19 protein-coding genes are annotated in these 20,132 nt (G+C 66.0%); 16 read left to right on the top strand and 3 right to left on the bottom strand.

What is annotated here, in order from left to right; genetic code table 11:
* Nucleotides 1-23: 23 nt before the first annotated feature.
* From EPO50_RS30235 to ccmI, 13 genes are all read left to right on the top strand, one after another.
* Nucleotides 24-530, top strand: coding sequence for a hypothetical protein (locus EPO50_RS30235; RefSeq protein WP_296350623.1), 507 nt, complete (start codon nucleotides 24-26; stop codon nucleotides 528-530).
* A complete protein-coding gene (locus EPO50_RS30240; protein WP_296350624.1) occupies nucleotides 527-2,485 on the top strand; it encodes an ABC transporter ATP-binding protein in 1,959 nt (652 codons plus the stop codon). The genes EPO50_RS30235 and EPO50_RS30240 overlap by 4 nt, the downstream gene beginning before the upstream one ends.
* A 2-nt stretch (nucleotides 2,486-2,487) precedes the next feature.
* Nucleotides 2,488-3,486 (top strand): ABC transporter permease, encoded by a 999-nt coding sequence (locus tag EPO50_RS30245; RefSeq protein WP_296350626.1) that lies wholly within the window; start codon nucleotides 2,488-2,490, stop codon nucleotides 3,484-3,486.
* Nucleotides 3,487-3,493: 7 nt separating this feature from the next.
* A complete protein-coding gene (locus EPO50_RS30250; RefSeq protein WP_296350628.1) occupies nucleotides 3,494-4,684 on the top strand; it encodes an ABC transporter permease in 1,191 nt (396 codons plus the stop codon).
* A 341-nt stretch (nucleotides 4,685-5,025) separates the two neighbouring features.
* Nucleotides 5,026-5,676, top strand: coding sequence for a heme ABC exporter ATP-binding protein CcmA (gene ccmA / locus EPO50_RS30255; protein ID WP_367268082.1), 651 nt, complete (start codon nucleotides 5,026-5,028; stop codon nucleotides 5,674-5,676).
* The gene (gene ccmB, locus EPO50_RS30260) at nucleotides 5,673-6,338 is read left to right on the top strand and encodes a heme exporter protein CcmB (RefSeq protein WP_296350630.1); all 666 of its coding nucleotides are present in this window, start codon (nucleotides 5,673-5,675) and stop codon (nucleotides 6,336-6,338) included. The genes ccmA and ccmB overlap by 4 nt, the downstream gene beginning before the upstream one ends.
* Before the next feature lie 42 nt (nucleotides 6,339-6,380).
* Nucleotides 6,381-7,115 (top strand): heme ABC transporter permease, encoded by a 735-nt coding sequence (locus EPO50_RS30265; protein ID WP_296350632.1) that lies wholly within the window; start codon nucleotides 6,381-6,383, stop codon nucleotides 7,113-7,115.
* A complete protein-coding gene (gene ccmD / locus EPO50_RS30270; RefSeq protein WP_296350634.1) occupies nucleotides 7,112-7,252 on the top strand; it encodes a heme exporter protein CcmD in 141 nt (46 codons plus the stop codon). The genes EPO50_RS30265 and ccmD overlap by 4 nt, the downstream gene beginning before the upstream one ends.
* On the top strand, nucleotides 7,249-7,683 hold the full coding sequence (gene ccmE, locus EPO50_RS30275; RefSeq protein ID WP_296350636.1) for a cytochrome c maturation protein CcmE: 435 nt from the start codon (nucleotides 7,249-7,251) through the stop codon (nucleotides 7,681-7,683). Before ccmD ends, ccmE begins: the two co-directional genes overlap by 4 nt.
* 28 nt (nucleotides 7,684-7,711) lie before the next feature.
* Nucleotides 7,712-9,670: a heme lyase CcmF/NrfE family subunit gene (locus EPO50_RS30280; RefSeq protein ID WP_296350638.1), complete on the top strand. Its 1,959-nt coding sequence runs from the start codon at nucleotides 7,712-7,714 to the stop codon at nucleotides 9,668-9,670.
* Nucleotides 9,671-9,672: 2 nt separating this feature from the next.
* On the top strand, nucleotides 9,673-10,209 hold the full coding sequence (locus EPO50_RS30285; RefSeq protein WP_296350640.1) for a DsbE family thiol:disulfide interchange protein: 537 nt from the start codon (nucleotides 9,673-9,675) through the stop codon (nucleotides 10,207-10,209).
* Nucleotides 10,206-10,655, top strand: coding sequence for a cytochrome c-type biogenesis protein (locus tag EPO50_RS30290; RefSeq protein WP_296350642.1), 450 nt, complete (start codon nucleotides 10,206-10,208; stop codon nucleotides 10,653-10,655). Before EPO50_RS30285 ends, EPO50_RS30290 begins: the two co-directional genes overlap by 4 nt.
* 5 nt (nucleotides 10,656-10,660) lie before the next feature.
* Nucleotides 10,661-11,932, top strand: coding sequence for a c-type cytochrome biogenesis protein CcmI (gene ccmI / locus EPO50_RS30295; RefSeq protein ID WP_296350644.1), 1,272 nt, complete (start codon nucleotides 10,661-10,663; stop codon nucleotides 11,930-11,932).
* A 21-nt stretch (nucleotides 11,933-11,953) separates the two neighbouring features.
* On the opposite strand, the gene EPO50_RS30300 is transcribed toward ccmI, so the two are convergent.
* From EPO50_RS30300 to EPO50_RS30310, 3 genes are all read right to left on the bottom strand, one after another.
* Nucleotides 11,954-12,583 carry a hypothetical protein gene (locus EPO50_RS30300; protein ID WP_296350646.1) on the bottom strand — a complete coding sequence of 210 codons (630 nt, stop codon included), beginning with the start codon at nucleotides 12,581-12,583 and terminating at the stop codon, nucleotides 11,954-11,956.
* Between the two features lie 23 nt (nucleotides 12,584-12,606).
* The gene (locus tag EPO50_RS30305) at nucleotides 12,607-13,071 is read right to left on the bottom strand and encodes a hypothetical protein (RefSeq protein ID WP_296350648.1); all 465 of its coding nucleotides are present in this window, start codon (nucleotides 13,069-13,071) and stop codon (nucleotides 12,607-12,609) included.
* Between the two features lie 93 nt (nucleotides 13,072-13,164).
* Nucleotides 13,165-16,131 carry an autotransporter outer membrane beta-barrel domain-containing protein gene (locus EPO50_RS30310; protein ID WP_296350650.1) on the bottom strand — a complete coding sequence of 989 codons (2,967 nt, stop codon included), beginning with the start codon at nucleotides 16,129-16,131 and terminating at the stop codon, nucleotides 13,165-13,167.
* A 125-nt stretch (nucleotides 16,132-16,256) separates the two neighbouring features.
* On the opposite strand from EPO50_RS30310, the gene EPO50_RS30315 reads away from it, so the two are divergent.
* From EPO50_RS30315 to EPO50_RS30325, 3 genes are all read left to right on the top strand, one after another.
* Nucleotides 16,257-16,862, top strand: a complete 606-nt coding sequence (locus EPO50_RS30315) for a hypothetical protein (protein ID WP_296350653.1) — start codon at nucleotides 16,257-16,259, stop codon at nucleotides 16,860-16,862.
* Nucleotides 16,863-17,234 (top strand): STAS/SEC14 domain-containing protein, encoded by a 372-nt coding sequence (locus tag EPO50_RS30320; RefSeq protein ID WP_296350655.1) that lies wholly within the window; start codon nucleotides 16,863-16,865, stop codon nucleotides 17,232-17,234.
* Nucleotides 17,235-17,422: 188 nt separating this feature from the next.
* Nucleotides 17,423-20,041: a PAS domain S-box protein gene (locus EPO50_RS30325; protein WP_296350658.1), complete on the top strand. Its 2,619-nt coding sequence runs from the start codon at nucleotides 17,423-17,425 to the stop codon at nucleotides 20,039-20,041.
* Nucleotides 20,042-20,132: the final 91 nt, after the last annotated feature.

The raw sequence follows: 20,132 nt of genomic DNA on the forward strand, positions 1-20,132 counted from the left end.
GTTCAATCAGGGGAGGAGCGCGGGTGAGTTCTGCCGATCTGCGCTATCCGCGTCCGACAATCCTGGCGGACTATGCGCGCGCCGGCATCGGCGTGTTGCTGTGCGGTGCACCGCTTCTGCTGCTCGAGGTCAATCAGTGGCTGGCTGCGATCCTGGTGGCAGGTTTTGCGCTGTTCGCTCTGTTCCTGGTGCGCACCGCGCTGCGGCACCGCACACGCTACGTGTTGGGACCCGACACGCTTTGCGCCGACGGGCCAGCCGGCACGTTGGTCGAATGGGGCCGCCTCGACCGGATGAAGCTCAGCTATTTCTCGACCAAGCGCGACCGGTCGGACGGCTGGATGCAGCTCGCCATCGGCTCGACAGGCGGACGCCTGGTGAAGGTCGATTCCTCCCTCGACGGCTTTCACGATATTGTGGAGCGGGCGGCCCGTGCGGCCGAGGGGACGGGCGTGACGTTGAGTGACGCGACGCGCGCGAATTTGCGCGCGATGGGGATCGTGGTGGCAGGTCAGGAAGAATCGGTATGAAGGATCTGCTGCGCGTCGAGGACCTGACCGTCGAGTTCGGTGTCCATGAAGGCACGCTGAGGGCGGTCGACAAGGTCTCCTTCGCCATCCCGCCAGGCGGCACCGTCGCGCTAGTGGGCGAATCCGGTTCCGGTAAATCGGTCTGCAGCCAGGCGATCATGGGCCTGCTGCCGCGCACCGCCAAAATCCCGTCCGGTTCGATCCTCTTCCAGGACCCCCGCGTCAAGGAAGGCGTGATCGATATTGCCAAGCTCGACCGCAGCGGCCCGGCCTTGCGGCGCATCCGCGGCGGCCAGATCTCGATCATCTTCCAGGAGCCGATGACCTCGCTGTCGGCGCTGCACACGGTGGGTGACCAGATCGGCGAAGCGGTCGAGCTGCACGGTGTACCGATTGGCAGTCAAAATGGCGTCCGCGCGAACGGCCGCAAGCTCAGCCGCGCCGAGATCGACGAACTGACGCTCGCCATGTTGCGCATGGTCGGTTTTCCCGATCCCAAGCGCGCGCTGCGGACCTATCCCTTCGAACTGTCGGGCGGCCTGCGCCAGCGCGCCATGATCGCCATGGCGCTGGTCTGCCGGCCGGCGTTGCTGATCGCAGACGAACCCACGACGGCGCTCGATGTCACCATCCAGGCCCAGATCCTGCGGCTGATCAAGGATCTGCAGAAAGAACTGGGCATGGCGTTGCTGATGATCACCCACGATCTCGGGGTGGTCGCCAACGTCGCCGACGATGTCGTGGTCATGTATCGCGGCAAGGTGGTCGAATCAGGCGACCTGCACGATATCTTCCGCAATCCGCAGCATCCCTATCTCAAGGCGCTGCTGCATGCCGTGCCGCGTTTCGACATGGCGCCCGGCGAGCGTCTGGTGCCGATCCGCGAGATCAAGGGTACGACGGGCCACCTCCTGAAGGAGAAGCCCAGCCAGGCGCCGACCTCGACCTTCAATCCCAAGGCGCCGGTGCTCAAGGTACGGCACGTCTCCAAGACCTTCCGCATCCGCAAGGCCGATACCTTCCTCGAATCGATGATGGGCGGCGGCACCACGCGCACCGTCTATGCCGTCAACGATGTCAGCTTCGACGTCGAGCGCGGCGAGTGCCTGGGCCTGGTGGGTGAATCGGGCTGCGGCAAGACCACGCTCAGCAAGATGCTGATGCGCGGCATCTCGGCCGATTCGGACCCGGATGGAAAGGGCAAGGTCGGCCGCGTCGTGTTCGACGATTGGGGCCGCAAGACCGACGTTCTGAAGCTCGAAGGCGAGGAGCTGAACCGTTTCCGCACCAAGCTGCAGTTCATTTTCCAGGACCCGTTCGGCTCGCTGAACCCGCGCATGACCGTCTACGACATCCTGGTCGAGCCGTTGATCATCCATGGCATCGGCGACGATGCCTATCGCCGTGAGATGGTGTCCGAGTTGATGGAGATGGTGGGCCTCGACCGCCGCCATCTCAGCCGCTACCCGCATTCCTTCTCGGGCGGCCAGCGTCAGCGTATCGGCATTGCTCGCGCCCTGGCGCTCAGGCCCGACATGGTGATCTGCGACGAGCCGGTGTCGGCGCTCGACGTCTCGATCCAGGCCCAGATCCTCAATCTCCTGAAGGACCTGCAGAAGCAGCTCGGCCTCACCTATCTCTTCATCAGCCACAACCTCGCCGTCGTCGACTATATCGCCGACCGGATCGCGGTGATGTGCGCCGGCCGCCTGGTCGAACTGGCGCCGGCCGGTGAGCTGTTCCGCAATCCCATGCATCCCTACACCAAGGCGCTCCTCACGGCGGTGCCGATGCCCGACCCCGACGCCCGCCTCGATCTCGGCGCCTTGATGGAAGGCAAAGCTTCCGATCCCACCGTCTGGCCGGCGCCGTTCCGTGACGACGGCAAGGCGTCGCTCTTCTGGACCGAGGCCGAGCCCGGCCACTATGTCCGCATGGCGCGCGGAGGAGCCTGAGCATGTTGCGCTTCATCGTCCGCCGCGTGCTGCTGATGATCCCGACCCTGTTCGTGATCAGTGCGCTCGTCTATTTCATCATCGATCTGCCGCCGGGCGACTGTGTCAGCTCGCAGATCGAGGAGCTGGTGGCGCGGGGCGATGCCGATGCGCACCAACGCGCCGAGGAGCTGCGTGAGCTCTACGGCCTCAATCTGCCGCTGTGGCAGCGCTACCTCGAGTGGGTCGGCGGCATCTTCCGCTGGGATTTTGGTCTTTCCTGTCAGGATACGGTGCCGGTGGCTGACCTGATCGGTGAGCGGTTGACGCTCACCATCATCATGGAAACCAGCACCATCGCCTTCATCTGGATCGTGTCGTTCCTGATCGGCACCTATGCCGCCACGCACCAGTACAAGCTTGGCGACTACGTCGCCTCCTTCATCGGCTTCATCGGGCTCGCCATCCCGAACTTCCTGCTGGCGCTGGTCCTGCTCTACGTCGGCAAGGTCTATTTCGGCCTGTCGATCGGCGGCCTGATGGATCCCGAGTACATCGACAAGCCCTTGAGCTGGGGCAAGGCGCTGTCGGTCATGCAGCATCTCATCATTCCGGTGATCGTGATCGGCATGTCGGGCACCGCGGGCATGATCCGTCGCCTGCGCGCCAACCTGCTCGACGAACTGCAGAAGCAATATGTCGTCACCGGCCGCGCCAAAGGCCTGCCGCCGATGAAGCTGCTGGTGAAATACCCGCTGCGCCATTCGCTGAACCCGTTCGTCGCCGATATCGGTGGCCTGCTGCCCGACGTCATCTCGGGCTCGGTCATCGTCTCGGTCGTGCTGTCGCTGCCCACGACCGGCCCGATGCTGCTGGGCGCGCTCAAGACCCAGGACGTCAACCTCGCCGCCACCTTCCTGCTGTTCGTGGCGGCCCTGACCGTGATCGGCATGCTGATTTCGGATCTGGCGCTGGCCGCGCTCGATCCACGCATCCGCTTCGGCGCGACTTCGGAAAAGTGAGCCGGACATGACCGACACCACGCCGAACACGCCCCCTTCCGCCTCGCCGAGGCGCGCGCCGCACTTCGTCAGCCAGGAGCCGTGGGATCCCTACGTCGCCGAGCGCCTGACCAAGGAGCAGGAACGCTACTACATGGCCGGCCAGTGGAAGCTGATGTGGTGGCGCTTCCGCCGCCATCGGCCGGCCGTCGTCTCCGCGATCTTCCTGCTGCTGATGTACTTCTCGACGGTGATCAGCGAGTGGATTGCGCCCTACGACCTGCACACGCGTAACTCGCGTTACATCTTCGCCGCCCCCCAGTCGGTGCACCTCTTCCACGAGGGCACGTTCATGGGTCCGTTCGTCTACGGCCTGAAGATGGAGCGCGATCCGGCGACCCTGCAGCGCATCTATTCGCCCGATACGACCAAGCCGCAGCAACTCCGCTTCTTCTGTCTGGGCGAGCGCTACGAGTTCTGGGGCCTGATCGAAGGCCGCTTCCACTTCGTCTGTCCGCCGGAGGACGGCACCTTCTTCTGGTTAGGCACCGACCGACTGGGACGCGACATGTTCAGTCGCATCGTCTACGCGGCGCGCATATCGCTCACCATCGGCATCATCGGCATCGCGCTCTCCTTCGCGCTCGCGCTCATACTGGGTGGGCTCGCGGGCTACTACGGCGGCTGGGTCGACAGTGTCGTCCAGCGCATTACCGAGATCATCAAGAGCTTCCCGCATCTGCCACTGTGGCTGGCACTGTCGGCGGCGCTGCCGGTCACCTGGTCGCCGCTGCTGATCTATTTCGGTATCACGCTGATCCTGGCGCTGCTCGACTGGCCGGGCCTGGGCCGCGCCGTGCGGTCCAAGCTCCTGTCGCTGCGCGAGGAGGACTATGCGGCGGCGGCCCAGATGATGGGCGCCAAGCCTGCCCGCATCATCGGCCGCCACCTGCTACCGGGCTTCATGAGCCATCTGATCGCCTCGGCGACGCTCTCGATCCCCTCGATGATCCTGGCCGAGACGGCGCTCTCCTTCCTGGGCCTCGGCCTGCGTCCGCCGATCACCTCCTGGGGCGTGCTGCTGAACGAGGCGACCGACATCAACGTGGTCGCCGTGAACTGGTGGCTGATGCTGCCCGTGGTGCCGGTGATCCTGGTGATCCTGGCCTACCAGTTCATGGGCGACGGGATGCGAGACGCTGCAGACCCGTACGCCTGAGGCGTACGGGTCTGCAGCGTCTGGCGGGCGGCAGCGCCTGCAGGAGCGAAGCGACGAAGGCGCGGGAGCCCGCTCGTTTCAGAATAGATACGGCTTCAAAGAAGCCGTTCTTCCAATCTTTTGAAATTTCCTAACCCTCTTCCAATTTCCCACCTCGGAAGGTGTGATTGAAAAATCACAGTCTTGCCCCATTTGGGACTAGCGACCGCCATGGGAGGTTTCCATCTTCCTTTTGTATCTCCCCCGAACGTGGTCCCCCCAAAGCCACGTTCTAGCCTCTTCGGAGGCGCTTAGGCCGTCATCTCACTCTCCCCCGAGATGACGGCCTTTTTCTTTTTCCCGTGCTACCACGGCGCTTCATGGCGCCTTCCCCCTCCGAGATCGCCCTCCAGATCGATGGCCTGGCCTGCCGCCGCGGTGGACGGCGGGTGTTCGATCGCCTGTCCTTCGGGCTGGGCGAGGGCGAACTGCTGGCCCTGACCGGCCGGAACGGCAGCGGCAAGACCACCTTGCTGCGCGCCGTGGCGGGCCTGGTCCGGCCCGATGCCGGAACGGTGCGCTGGCAGGGCGCCGATACCGCCGACGATCCCGAGGCCTGGCGCGACCGGCTCGCCTGGCTCGGCCATCTCGACGGACTGAAAGGCGATCTGTCGGTGGCCGAGAACCTGTCCGTCGCCCAGCGCCTGCGCGGCGGCGCGGCGGACCGTCTCGACGGTGCCCTCGTGGCCTTCGATCTCCGCTCGCTCGCGGCCCGGGTGGTACGTACGCTGTCGGCCGGCCAGCGCCGCCGCACGGCACTGGCGCGGATCGTCCTCTCCGCGGCCCCGCTCTGGTTGCTCGACGAGCCTCTGAACGCACTGGATGTCCCGGCGCAGCAGGCTTTTCGCGCCGTTCTGCAAAAGCATCTCGCTGCCGGCGGTCTCGCGATTGCCGCTACCCATGCCGAGCTCGGCGTGGAGGGCGCCCGAACACTGGAGCTGGGGCGCGCATGAGCGGCTTCACCGCCCTCCTCGTGCGCGACCTGCGCCTGGTCTGGCGGCGACCCGGCGATGTCGGCGTCGTGCTGGCCTTCTTCGTCGTGGCGGTCGTGCTCTTTCCTCTCGGCATCGGCCCCGAGACCAACACCTTGCAGCGTATCGCGGCCGGCGTGCTCTGGTGCGCGGCCCTGTTCGCGGCGCTGCTGTCACTCGAACGTCTGTTCGCGGCCGACTATGAGGACGGCACGCTCGATCTCCTGTTGCTGGCGCCATGGCCGCTGGAATTGGCAGCGCTCGCCAAATGCACCTCTCACTGGATTGTGACCGGCCTGCCTCTCAGCCTGCTGGCGCCGGTGCTGGGTGTGGCCTTCGGGCTCGACGGCGGCAGCCTCCTGGCTTTGTTCGCGACCCTGCTGATCGGCACGCCGACCCTGTCGCTGATCGGCGGGCTGGCGGCTGCCCTGACGCTCGGGGCGCGCAAATCCGGGGCATTGCTCGCTTTGTTGGCGTTGCCGCTCTGCGTGCCAACCCTCATTTTCGGCGCCGGCGCCGTCGAAACCCTGGCCGCCGGCGAGGGACTATGGACCCATCTTGCGATCCTGGGAGCGCTGGCGCTGGTAGCGCTGGCCACGACCCCGTGGGCGATTGCCGCGGCCTTGCGGCAAGCCGGGGAATAGACAAAAGACCAGCCAAGCCAGAAACAAGGGCGGGACAAAGCCATGGCCGACCTGCATTTCCTCGCCAACCCCGCGCGCTTCCGCCGCTTCAGCCAGCGCGTGCTGCCGAGCCTCGGCTTCGCCACGGTGCTGATGCTGGCCTTTGGCCTCTACATGGCTTTCTTCGTAGCCCCGGCGGATTACCAGCAGGGCCAGACCGTGCGCATCATGTTCCTGCACGTGCCGTCCGCCTGGCTGTCGATGGGAGGCTATGCGCTGCTGGCCGGCCTCGGCGCCTCGCTGCTGGTGTGGCGTCACCCGCTGGCCGCTTTGATGGCGCGCGCCGCCGCGCCGGTGGGCGCGAGCTTCGCAGCCGTGTGCCTGCTCACCGGCTCCCTGTGGGGACGGCCGATGTGGGGCACCTACTGGGTGTGGGATGCGCGGCTGACGTCGATGCTGCTGCTCTTCTTCCTCTATCTCGGCCATATCGCCTTGAGCCGCGCCTATGACGAGCCGGAGCGCGGGGATCGTTCTGCCGCCATCCTGGCGCTGGTCGGCGTCATCAACCTGCCGATCATCAAGTTCTCGGTGGATTGGTGGAACACCCTGCACCAGCCGGCGTCGGTGACACGTCTCGATGCGCCCGCGATCCACAATTCGATCCTGATTCCGCTCCTCTGGATGGCGGTGTCGCTGCTGTTCCTCTTCATCTTCCTGGTGCTGGTGAGGACGGAGACGGAAATCGACCGGCGGCGCCTTGAGAATGCCGCCGTGCAGGAAGAGGAAGCAGCGGCATGAGCAACCACGCGGCCTTCATCCTCGCCTCCTATCTGGTGGCCTTCGCCATTCTGGGCGGGCTGGTCATCGCCTCGTTGAGCGCGCGAAGCAAAGTGCGCCGCGAGTTGACGGCCCGTGGACTGGACAGAAAGAGATGACACCCAAGCGCCGCCGCCTCTGGTTGTTGATCGGGTCGCTCGGGACATTGGGCGTCGCGGCAGCGCTCGTGCTGTCGGCGCTGAACGACAATCTCGTCTTCTTCTATTCGCCGACTCAGGTTGCCGAGAAAAGCCTCGGGCCCGACCGTCGCTTCCGTCTGGGCGGCCTGGTCGAAGCGGGCAGCGTCCAGAAGGACGGGCAGATCGTGCGTTTCACGGTCACCGATACAAACAAGACGATCGCTGTCGTCTATCGCGGCATCCTTCCCGACCTGTTCCGCGAGGGGCAGGGCGTGATTGCCGAAGGCGCACTCGGCAGCGACGGCGTCTTCGCCGCGCGCGAGGTCCTCGCCAAGCACGACGAAAACTACATGCCGCCTGAAGTCGCGAAGGCGATCAAGGAAGCGGGGCAGTGGAAGGAACGTAAATGATGCGCAGCGTCATTTACGTTGGCGTCTCGTGGTAGCGGAGCTCGGCCACTTCGCGCTGATCCTGGCGCTGGCAGTGGCGTTGATTCAGGGAACCGTGCCGCTGATCGGTGCGTCACGCGGTGACGACCGGCTGATGGCGTTGGGGCGCACCGCGGCGCTGACCCAGGCGCTTCTGATCATCGTCGCGTTCGGTGCGCTGACCCAAGCCTACGTGACGTCCGACTTCTCGGTGGCCAACGTCGTCGCCAACTCGCATTCGGCCAAGCCGCTGCTCTACAAGATCTCGGGTGTGTGGGGGAATCACGAGGGCTCGATGCTGCTGTGGGCGTTGATCCTCGCGCTGTTCGGCGCGGCGGTCGCGGTCTTCGGCGCCGGCCTGCCCGACACCTTGCGCAGCCGCGTGCTCGCCATCCAGTCGCTGATCGGCGTCGGTTTCCTCGCCTTCCTGTTGTTCACCTCGAATCCCTTCGAGCGCGTCTTCCCCGCGCCGGCCGATGGCAACGGCCTCAATCCGCTGCTGCAGGACCCCGGCCTCGCCTTCCATCCGCCGCTGCTCTACCTGGGCTATGTCGGCTTCTCCGTCACCTATGCCTTCGCCATCGCCGCACTCCTCGAAGGTCGCGTCGATGCCGCCTGGGCGCGCTGGGTGCGGCCGTGGACGCTTGCCGCCTGGTGTTTCCTCACCCTCGGCATCGCTCTCGGAAGCTGGTGGGCCTACTACATCCTCGGCTGGGGCGGTTTCTGGTTCTGGGATCCGGTCGAAAACGCCTCGCTGATGCCCTGGCTCGCCGGCACGGCGCTGCTGCATTCGGCCATCGTCGTGGAGAAGCGCGATGCGCTGAAGAGCTGGACGGTGCTGCTGGCCATCCTCGCTTTCTCGCTGTCGCTGCTGGGCACCTTCCTGGTGCGCTCCGGCGTACTGACCTCAGTGCATGCCTTCGCGCAGGACCCGGCGCGCGGCCTCTACATTCTTGGCTTCCTGCTGGCGGTGACCGGCGGTGGCCTCGCGCTCTACGCCTGGCGCGCGCCGCAGCTTCAGGGCGGCGGCCTGTTCCAGCCGGTTAGCCGCGAAGGGGCGCTGATCCTGAACAACCTGCTGCTCTGTACGTTGGCCGCCACGGTGCTGCTGGGCACGCTCTACCCGCTGTTCCTGGATTTGCTGACCGGCGACAAAGTCTCGGTCGGCCCACCCTTCTTCAACGCCACCTTCGTGCCGATCTGCGCACCGCTCTTTGCTGCGCTCTGTGTCGGCCCGCTCCTGGGCTGGAAGCGCGCCGAACTGTGGCCGGCGCTGATGCGTCTGCGCGTGGCCTTCGTGATCTCCCTGGCGGCCGCGCTGGTGGCGATGACGATGATCGACAGCCGCAGCACGCTCGCCGCGCTGGCGTTCGGCTTCGGCGTCTGGCTGATCGTCGGCAGCCTGTGGTCGCTGGCTGATCGCCTCAAGCAGGGCACCTTGCGCACCACGCCGCGGGCGACCCTCGGGATGGTCATCGCTCATGCGTCGCTGGGCATTGTCGTGCTGGGCTCGGTCGCGACCTCCGCCTGGCATACCGAGGTGATGCAGACCATGAAGCCTGGCGATCGCATTTCCTTCGCAGGCTATGCCGTCCAGCTCGACAAGATCGAGCAGGTGCAGGGTCCCAACTTCGTTGCCGAGCGCGCTACCCTCAACGTCACCGTCGGCGGCAAGCCCTACACCGTGCTGCAACCGGAGCGTCGGCTGTTCACGGTGCAGCGCCGTCAGGTCGCCGAGACGGCCATCCAGACCAATTTCCTGCGCGACTTCTACGCGACCCTGGGCGAGGGCGATCCCAGCCAGGGCTGGGTGATCCGCCTCTATCTCAACCCCCTCGCGCCGTGGATCTGGCTGGGGGCGGCCTTCATGGCGTTCGGTGGCTTCGTCTCGCTGTCGGATCGCCGACTGAGGATCGGTGCGCCGCGCAGCAGCAAGACACGCCGCCCGGTCACGCAGCCCGCCGAGTAACGATGCGCCGCGCAATCTTCATCCTGCCATTGTTGACCCTGGCCTTGATGGCCGGGTTCTTCGCCTGGTCGCTGACCTCGGGCCGCGATCCTGCATCGATCGGTTCGGTGATGGTCGGCCGGCCGGCGCCCAAGCTCGACCTCGCCGCTCTGCGCGAAAGCGAGCCGGCGTTGACGGACGCGCTGCTCAAGTCCGGCAAGCCCGTGCTGGTCAATTTCTTCGCGAGCTGGTGCACGCCCTGCCTTGCCGAGCATCCGCTGTTTACACGGCTCGCCGAGCGTGACGGCGCGACCATCATCGGCATTGCCTGGAAGAACAAACGTGACGATGCCCTGAAGTGGCTGAAGCGCTTGGGCGATCCGTTCAAGTATGCCGGCCTCGACCTCGAAGGCCGCACGGGCCTCGACTGGGGGCTTTCCGGCGTGCCCGAGACCTATCTCGTCGATGGCCAGGGGATCGTGCGACAGCATTTCCGTGGACCGATCAACGAACGCGATCTCAATGATCGGATCCTGCCGGCATTGAAGGGCACGAAATGAAGGTCGCACTCGCCCTTCTGTTGTTGCTCTTCGCTTCGCCTGCCTTCGCTGTCGATCCTTCTGAAGTGCTGCCCAATCCTGCGTTGGAGTCCCGGGCTCGGGAGATCGGCCGCGCCTTGCGTTGCGTCGTCTGCCAGAACCAGTCGATCGACGATTCCAACGCCGAGGTGGCGCGCGACATGCGCCGTGCGGTGCGTGAGCGGCTGACGGCGGGTGACAACGATGCCGCTGTGTTCGACTTCATGGTGGCGCGCTATGGCGACTACGTGCTGCTCAAGCCGCCTTTCAAGTCCGGCACTCTGATCCTTTGGCTGGGGGCGCCGCTGGTGCTGCTGATTGCCGGAGGCGCCCTTCTGATCGCCGCGCGCCGGCGCAAGACGATCGTGCCGCCGCCGCCGCTGAGCGACGAGGAGCAGCGCCGTCTCGACTCGCTGCTGAAGGGGTAGCGGCCTTGCTCGAGTTCCTGCTCGCTCTCCTCACCACAGCAACTGTCGGCGCTCTGCTCTGGCCGTTGCTGAAGACGCGCGTCGATCATCGCGACCGCTTGAGCGGCGAACTCGCGATCTATCGCGATCAACTTGCCGAGCTGGAGCGTGAGCGCGCGGCAGGCACGGTGAGCGAATCCGATGCGACGGCTGCACGGGTCGAGATCGAACGGCGCGTCCTGGCCGCCGGCGCCGCGGCCGAGAAGATTGGCGCGACATCCGCCGGTCCGACGCTGCACAAGTTTCTGCCGCCGGCTCTCTCGCTGCTGGTGCCGCTGCTGGCGCTGGGCGTCTATCTGCAGATAGGCCGGCCGGGTCTGCCGTCCGCCCCCTTTGACCACAGCCAGATCGCAGGCCAGGACTCCGGCCGGCCCCTCGACATTTTACGCCTGCTGGCAGACGCGCGGGCAAAGCTCGCGCAGGATCCCGACGATGCCGAGGCGCTGGCTGCGCTGGGCGAGGGACTTACCCTCGAAGCCGAAGGCACCGTCACCCAGTCCGCCGTGCAGGCCTTCACCAAGGCGCTGCAGAAGCTGCCCGACGATCCGCGAGCTCAGTACTATCTCGGCCTACACGAGGCGCAGAGCGGCGACAGCCGCGCCGCCATCGCCCGCTGGCGAGCCCTCGAAGCCAAGAGCCCGCCCGACGCGCCATGGCTCGGTCTGCTGCGTGCCGAGATTGCCCGCGTTGCCAAAGCGGCCGGCATCGAGCTTCCAACACCGCCGGCCACGCCTCCATCGGCCATGCCGCAGCCCAGCCGCGAACAGCAGGAAGCGATGGCCGCCCTTGCGCCGGCTGACCGCGAGCAGGCGATCCGCTCCATGGTCGAGGGCCTGGCGGCACGTCTCGAACAGAATCCGCAGGACCGGGCCGGCTGGTTGCGGCTTGCCAACGCCTGGAAGGTGCTGGGCGATAATCCACGCGCCGCCGCCGCCTATCATCAGGCTGACACGCTGGGGCCGGTCGATGCGCGCATCCTCGCTGACTGGGCCGAGGCGCATGTGCGGCAGGTAACGCCAGGCTCGCCGCCCTCGGCCGACGCAGTGCAGGTGCTGGAGCGGCTGGAGAAGGTCGAGCCGCGCAACGCGTTGGCGCTCTTCTATCTCGGTGCAGCCTCCTTGGCGGCGGGCGACAAGCCGGCCGCGGCGCGCCGCTGGAAGACCCTGCTGGCCCTGCTGCCGGCCGACGCGCCGATCCGCCCGATGCTCGAAGAGCGGATCAAGGAAACCGAGAAGTAGGCGCGACCCAGCCTGTCGGGCTCACTTCAGGTGCAGGTTCTTGATGGAATTGAGGAGCTTGCGCAGATGCTCGCGCTGCTCCGTGTCGAGCGGCTTGTCGTCAGGCTGGGCCTGTAGTGCGAGTTCGGCCTCTTCCAAGCGGCGGATGAAATCCATGACCTCGGTGGACTTCTGGTCGGTCGTGCCGCTGACGAGTTGCAGCATCGTGAGATAGAGCGAACCCAGGCTCTTGTTCTGAAGATCGGGCGAGAGCGGGAACTTGCTCTTGAACATCCCGTCCATTGCCGCCTTGGCGTCGCCGACGGTTTTGGCCCGCCGCAGACTGTATTCCATCTGATCCAGGCGATGCGTGACTTCGTACTTGTGGGCCGCGAACTGCTCGCGGTTCTTCTGCTCGATCTCGTGGCTGTGCTGGATGTTCTGGATCAGCGCCGCACCACCCGTCAGAACGACCGACGACAGCAACCACATGCCGAGCGTACTGTTGAAGAACTCCATCAGCTTCTTGCCGAAGCCATCTGCAGGTGGCGCCGGCGCTGGCGCTTCGACGCCGTGCTGAGTGTCGAGGCGTCGACGCACCTGATAGCGCAGCTCTTCTTCGGCTTCGATCTGACGGCGACGCGCTTCGTCCATGCCCTGAACTGTATCCATCTTTGCCCTGCGAGACCCGGCGCCTAGGCGCGAAGTTTGAATGAATCCATAAAATGCAGAACGACAGGGCTTTGTCGATACTGCATCAGGCCCAGGGAGGCCAACTGATAGAGGCGCTGGCCGGAATAGTAGACGCGCATCGCCAGGAACCCCTTGTTCTGATCGACGGCCAGCGTGAACGAACGGCCCTGTGCACGCCCGAGCTGGCTATCGCTCTGGTCGAGAACCGTCGAGCCAGGCCAGCGTTGCTGCACGGCAGCCTGTGCCCTCTTGAGCATGGCGGTTTCGTCCGTAAGAGGATGGCCTGCTTCGGCCTGCACGTAGTCGGTGATGGAGAAGTCCATCGCGAGGCCGGGAAAGGTGGATCGGTATTGCCGCATCGTACTGCCATCGGCGCCTGTCACGGTGACGAGCTGATAGCCCTTGGGGAGCTGCAACCGCCAGCGCCCCTCGTCACCGGCGACGTCCTGCCAGTCGACGAGCGGCACAGGAGACTGTGCCTGCGCTACGAGTGGAACGGTCGCAAAAACGGCAAGAGCCGAACCTGCAATGAACGATCTGCGGTGCATGACAATCGGGTCCTACCAGATCAAGCGGACGCCGGCCGTGAGTGCATGGCTAGAATCGGCACCGGACAGAGTGCTTTCGTAGCGGACGTAGGCCGAGGCCGACTCGGCGATCGCGGTGCTGGCGTTGAAGCCGATCACTGCCCCGTCCCGCAATGGTGCGGCGCCGTAGGTCGTGAAGGCAGCCGCCGGTGCGCCGACGAAGGAGGCCGTCACCGGGCGTGCGGTGTCGGCGAACTCGTGGCTCCAGCCCAACCGTAACTGCAGCGCGAGCCGGTCCCGCCAGCCCAGATCGAAGGCGCCGCCAAGCTGCGCGCCGAACACCGTGCGCAGCGAGTTGGTGGTCTGCGCGGCCACGCTGAGTCCCAGCGAGCCCGCGCCACTTTCGGTGAAGGCATTCTGTGTCGACGTCGCGCCCTGCAAGCGGGCGAAGGGCGTGATGTAGGCGGCGGCGATACCGCCGAGGTCGAAGCGGTAGCCCGTCTCGATCTGGCCGAAGAACTGGTTGGCGCCGGTGCGGCCCTGCGCCGTGAACGCGTTGAGGCCAGGAACGGCGACCGGTCGCGTCATCCAGTTGTCGGAATAGGCATAGGCAGCGAGCGCGTCGACATAGACCGGGCCCTGGATGAAGCTGCCATAGAGGCCGGCCTGAAGGGTGCTGGTGGTGCCAACGCCCTGAAAGCCCGACACCCACTGCGAGCCGGTGCTGTAGCCCACCGTGACGCCCATCAGGAAATTGGGTGTGATCTGGTGGTCGAGACCGGCTGCAAAGCCTCCGAGATTGTAGGTGAGGCCGCCGGCATTGGTGTTCCCGGAGATCGTGCCCAGGCCGCCAACCGCGCCGCCCCACGCACCCCATCGCGCAGGCGAGGCCGTATCGCAGGCGACGTCGCAGGCTTCGGCCAGCGCGACGCGGTTGGCGCCGCGGCTGCTGCCGCCGGCCTGGCCCGCGAAATTGTTCATGAAGAGCTGCGCACCGAGCACGCTGACAGAGGAGAAGCTGGAATAGTTCTGACCGCTCAGCGCGTTCAGCGTGGCCGCACCCGTGGTCGGATCCATCATCGTGAGTGTTGAGAGCGCGTTGGCGAAGTCGCCAGTGGCGCCCGACGCTCCGGCATCGAGGGCCGCGCCCACGGCGGCCTGGTTCGCTGTTTGCCCACCGCGCGAGAAGTTGCGCGCCACGTTGAGGTAGACGTTGTTGGCGTCGTAGGACAGCGACGGGAACAGGAAGGCGTAGTTGCTGCTTTGCACGCCTGAATAGGCGCCGTTGACGCCACCGGTCGCACTCAGGATCGTGTAGGTCTGCTGCGCGGCAAAGGAGTTGGAGAGCGGCACGAAGTTCACCGTACCGCCCTGCAACGTGGCCGTGCCCGCGACGTTGACCCGATCGCTCTGGCCCAGGTTGTTGACCTCGAGCTGGTAGATGCTGCCGGCCGTCTGGGTGAAGTTGCCGGTGATGTTCAAGGTGCCGATCGAGTTGCCGGGCGACAGGGTGCCGCTATGGATCACGTTGCCGGTGACGGGGCCGTTGCCGGTCAGGCTGCCCTGAGGCCCGATATTGATCGTGGCTGCGGCCAGCGAGGCATTGATCGTGGCCGTGCCCTGCTGAACGGCGAAGGTGCCGGCGCCGAGGTCGACGATGCCGTTGAAGGCGATGATGCCGTTACCCTGGACCGTGAGGTTGTGGCCGAAGCCGTTTACCGCGGCGTTGAATGTCGCGCCGCCGGTCGAAGGCACCAGGGTCGTGGATTGAAGCAAGGCAACCGGCAGCGTGGTCTGGAAGCCGCCGGGCAGGGGAACAGGGCCCTGCAGCGCGAGGACTGGCGTGACGACGCCGCTGTTGGCGAAGCCGTTGTCGGCTAACCGGTAGCCGAGATAGCCGTTGATGGGATCGTACAGGTAGTCGAAGGCCGAAAAGAACGCCCGGCTGGTGTTCACGAACGGCGCGCCGTCATGCGTGATCGTCACGTTGCAGGGGTTGAGCGAGTTGGCAGCGTCGGGCGTGCAGGTGGCTGCTTGCCGTGCCTTGAAGGAATAGGAGGCCGCGCTGCCGTTCTGGCCGGGCAGCCAGATCTCGACCAGGGTCCCGTCGGGTGCCAACGCGCGGTTGGGCAGGGCGTCGAGGCTGCTGCCGCTGGGCGGCGACAGGAACATGTAGCCGATGCCGGCATCCAGCAGGACGCTGCCCGAGCCTGTGGCGCCGCCGGCCGCCACTGTCATGACGGTCTGGTTCCATTGCGGCACGCCGGGGATCGACGTCGCCACGTCCTGCGTGAGCTTCACGAATGAGAAGCCCGCCGTCGTCGTCTGGGACAGGCCGATAGTGACGGCATTGTTGCCCACGATGTAGCCCGGCTTGAGCTGCTGACCCGACATCAACTTGACGTTCACCAGCGGGTTCAGGCCGGCGACCGAGGTGCCCGTCATGTTGTTGCGATTGAAGCCGACGCCGGCATAGAGCGTGCTTTGGTCTTTCTCACCGGCTGGAGTCGGCACGCAGCCCGCACCGAGGAAATTGCAGGTGACGTAGTCCACCAGCAGAACCTTCACCGGTGTCGTGCCGACCGCCTTGCCCTTGTCGTAGAGCGTGACGTTGGTCTGATAGTAGGTGCCGTGCAGCACGGCGCCGCTGCTCGTGTAGGTGTAGGTGCCGCTGGTCAGCTTCGTGTCGTCTTTTCCGGGCGTGAAATAATTTCCCGACACCGCGATGCCGGTCGAGCCGGTATCCATGGTGAAGGCCTTGATCTTTCCATCCACGCCGCCGCTGCCGATCTGCAGATCGAGGAGCGCGCCGGGAGACTCCTTTCCCGCCTGGTTCAGCGGTCCTCCCACGTAGCCGATGCTGAGACTCGGTCCGCTACCGTACACGCCGGTCACCTGGGCATAGCCCGGAGTCGAAAGAGCGACGGCTGCTAGGCCCAGAGTGGCGACTCCGCTGGCGTGGCGTGCCGCGCATCGCAACGGTCTTTTCTGGGTTTTCATCGATCGGGCCTGTCCGAGTGCAAATAGAACGTTCGCGCACACTAGGTGCGAACGATCAGACTGCAAGAATGTGAGTGCCCAAAATGGGCTATGAGTCTGTTTGCACGAGTAATAGAGAGGGCAGAATGGCCAGGCGTTCCCACCGACCAGCACCACAAACCGGTGGCAAGGAGATCCAGGTGCCCCGGCGACGTGCGACGACGATCACCCCCGAGGGGCGACTGGTTCTGGCAGAGAGTGCGGCGAACTCCCGCCTCTTCATCTTCATGATCGGGAACTTCCTCCACCGGATCGAGCGCGAACGCCGCGGACTCTACGGCGGCGACCTCGACCTGGCGTTGGTGGCCGAGATGATTGGCACGGCGGCTATCGAACCCGGCATGCGCGACGCGGCCTTCCGCGAACAGCACGGGACGTTCGAGAGCGTCGTCGGCGTGGAAGGCCAACGGGCGGTGAACGCCACATCGATTGCCAGCGCGTCGGGAATTCCGCGGGAGACGGTTCGCCGCAAGTTGAAGCGCTTGCTGGAGCTGGGTGTCATCGTCGAGAAGGGACGCGCTCGGTACGTCATAAAACCGGGCGTGGTACAGCGGCCGGAGCAGCAGGCCGCCTTTGCGCGCGGCATCCAGCAGACCGTGCTTTTCATGAACGAGTGTCTCGAACATGGGGTGATACGCTGGGTGCCTGCCAAGGACGGCAAGGCACGGAGTGCGGCGGCGAGAAAGAAGTAGATGCCGCTCCACTGGATCATCGACTCGCGGACGCGGCTGGTCAGCGTCACCGCCGAGGGCGACTTCACGCGCGCTGATATCGAAGCCTATCTAAAGGCCGTGGATGGCGGTGGTGCCGTCACCTGGCTCAAGCTGTTCGATGCCAGCAGCGGCCGTCCCGCCATGGGCCGCGAGGATATGCTGGCGATCGGTGTCCTCTTCCGCGGCTACCATCAGCGCGGTCCGGTCGGGGCCCTGGCGATCGTCGTGGCCGACGCGCAGGTCGAGCGCGTCTCGCGTGCCCTGGGCATCCTCGCCACCGCCGACCGCGCGATGCGTATCTTCAACGATCTGGAGAAGGCCCGACGCTGGATCGAGGGTTTGCCGGCGTAGGGACGTGTGCATCCCGCCTTGTCGCGCGCCCACAGCAACATTCCTGTGCAGCGCTGCCAGTCGGTCCACCTGCGACGGCGCGCTCATGGACCGGCTCGCGACGTTACCCGATACACCGCCCCATACTGATTGCGGTATTGATTGCGGCAGTCGCTGCCCACCGTCTGCTGTAAAAGAGCCTCCTGATTATGCCTGATGAGCATTCCTCTCCAGAGACGGCGTCGCGACCGCTGTCGCTGATGGGTGTGTTGCGTTCCCTGCCAGGGCTGGCGCGTCCTGCGCTGGGCACGGCTGGCATTGCCTGGGCAACGGGCGCGGCGCTGCTCTTCCTCGTCTGCTGTCTCGCCTCTTTCCTCTATCTCTGGCTGGCGCTGCACCAGAACGAGACGGTGGTGGGGCGGCGCAAGTCCGCGGAAATCCTGGCCCTCGCCCATGCCGGCGGCGAGCTGGTCTATGCCGTGCAGGCCTATACCGACGGCGGCCGCCATTCAGTGCATGCCCTGCCGGCGTTGCAGGTGGCGTGGAAGAGCTTCGACGACCAGCTCAACCGGCGCTGCGTACTGGGCGGGGGGGTGGTCTGCGCCGATGCCTGGCGTCTGCACGAGGTGTTGTCGCCGGTCATGGCCGAGCGGCTGCCGTTGTTCGGCCATGACGAGATGCGTCAGGTCCTCTCGGCCCATGCCGAACTGAATCGTGCCGGCGTGGTCCTCGCGGCCGACCTCGAAGCCGTCATCGACCGCGTGATCGAGCAGTATCAGGCGGCCCTTGCCGCGCTGGCGCTGAGCACGCTGGGCTTCATCGCTTCAGGCTGCGTGCTGCTGCTGCTGGTCGGCCGCGCCGCGCTGGAGCGCCACGCGCTCTACAACCAAGCCCGCGAGGCGCAGGCGCTCCTGTCGGAGACGATCGAGGCGCTGCCCGCCGGCCTCACCGTCTACGACGCCGAAGAGCGACTGATGCTCTTCAACGCCGCCGCCCGCCAGGCCAGCTCGGTATTGGCGCGGTCCGATGCGATCGGCTTGACCTATGCCGAGCTCGCGGCCCATTCCGCAGCCACTGTTGCCGACACGCCGGAGGCGCAGCAGGAGCAGGTCCGCGCCTGGCTGCAGCGCTTTCGTTCCAAGGAGGCTCATCAGACCCAGCAGGCGTCCAACGGCCGCTGGTACGAATGGTCGGAGAAGAAGACGGCGTCCGGGCGCACCATCGGCCTGCGCATCGACGTCACGCATCTCAAGACGCTGCAGCTCCAGAGCGAGCAGTCCCGTCGGGAATACCAGCGCCTGGTCGAATCGCTGGCCGACGTGGTCTTCGAGGTCGATGTCGGCACCGGTGTCTTGACCTTCGCGAGCGCCGCTTCCGCCGATCTGTTCGGCGTGCCGGCCGCCGAGATGGTGGGCTCGGTCTTGCTCGATCATGTCCACGTGGAGGATCGCGAGCCGCTGCGCCATGCCGTGCGCCGGGAGTTGCATGTCGGCGATAGCAAGGTGCACCAGATACGCTTCCGCATCCTGCAGGCAAACGCCGGAAGCGAAGACGCCGTGCGCTATGTCGAAGCGCGTTACCGCAGGTTCGTACGCGACGACGGTAAGGCGGTCGTCAGTGGCGTCGTGCGCGACATTGACGGCGAGGTGCGGCTGGCGCGCCGGCTGGAGCAGGAACGCGCCCGCCTGCGTTCGATCATCGACTCGAGCGCGGCGCTGGTGGTGCTGACCGACCGCAACCTCGACATGCTGATGGTCAACCACGAGTTCGCTGCCTTCAGTGGGCTCGCGCCGGACCAGGCGATCGGCCGTTCGCTGCGCTCGATCTTCGCCCAGCCGGTCGATCCCTTCATCCTGACGGGCTGGCTTGAGCGGCCGTGGGCCGAAGAGGCTCTTACGGCGGCGCGCGGCACCCTGACGGCGACCGATGCCGAGGGCCGCGAGCGTGTGGTTGAGGTCACGGCCAAGCCGGTGCTCAACATCGAGGGCCATGTCCGCCAGATCGTGTTCGTCGGCGTCGACGACACGGTGCGACGCGAGACCGAGCGCGCCCTGTTCGACGCCGAGCGCCTGAAGAGCGTGGGCGCCATCGCCGCCACGGTGATCCACGAAGTCAATCAGCCGCTGCAGGTCATCACCTTGGCTGCCGAATCTGCCCTCGAGGATCTGGAGATGGCGACGCTCGCCCGGCTGCTCGTCGAGCCCGCCCCGCTGGCCGCCAAATTCGAGCGCGTGCTGAAGCAGGTGGACCGTATGGCGCGCATCACTGGCGAGCTGCGCGCCTTCTCCCGCTCCACTGCTGCTGAGAAGCCCGCCCCCTTTGACGCGCGGGCGGCCCTGGCCAGCGCCGTCGATCTCACGGTCGCGGCCGCGCGCAACGCCAGGATCGTGCTCACGTTGGACCAAGCCACCGACCTGCCACCTGTCCTGGGCCATGCCGGCCGGCTGGAGCAGGTGATGATCAACCTCATCAACAACGCCCGCGACGCCCTGAGCGACAGCGACCCCGAGGAGTTGCGCACCGACATGGCGATCGTCGTCAGTGCGCACGCCGTGTCCACGCCGCGGGGGCGGGCCGTACGCATCATCGTCGACGACAACGGCCCCGGCATCGCGGCCCACATCCTGTCGCGCCTGTTCGAGATGTTCGTGACCACCAAGTCGCGCGCCAAAGGCACCGGCCTCGGCCTCGCCGTCTGCCAGCGCATCGTCGAGGAAATGGGCGGCTCGATCACAGCGGCCAACAAGCCGGAGGGCGGGGCGCGGTTTACGGTGATGTTGCCGGAGGCGGTGCTCGGTTCGACCGAACCCTTTACTCGGGTCATCTAGTCTCCGCGTTGCTCATTACCTCCCAGACAATCGCCGCTCATCCCGTCCCGCGCTTATCTCCCGCCTGGATAAACCGTCCAGAGGAGTAAGC

This window comes from Reyranella sp. (genome assembly GCF_004297405.1).
In the GTDB taxonomy this organism is placed as follows: domain Bacteria; phylum Pseudomonadota; class Alphaproteobacteria; order Reyranellales; family Reyranellaceae; genus Reyranella.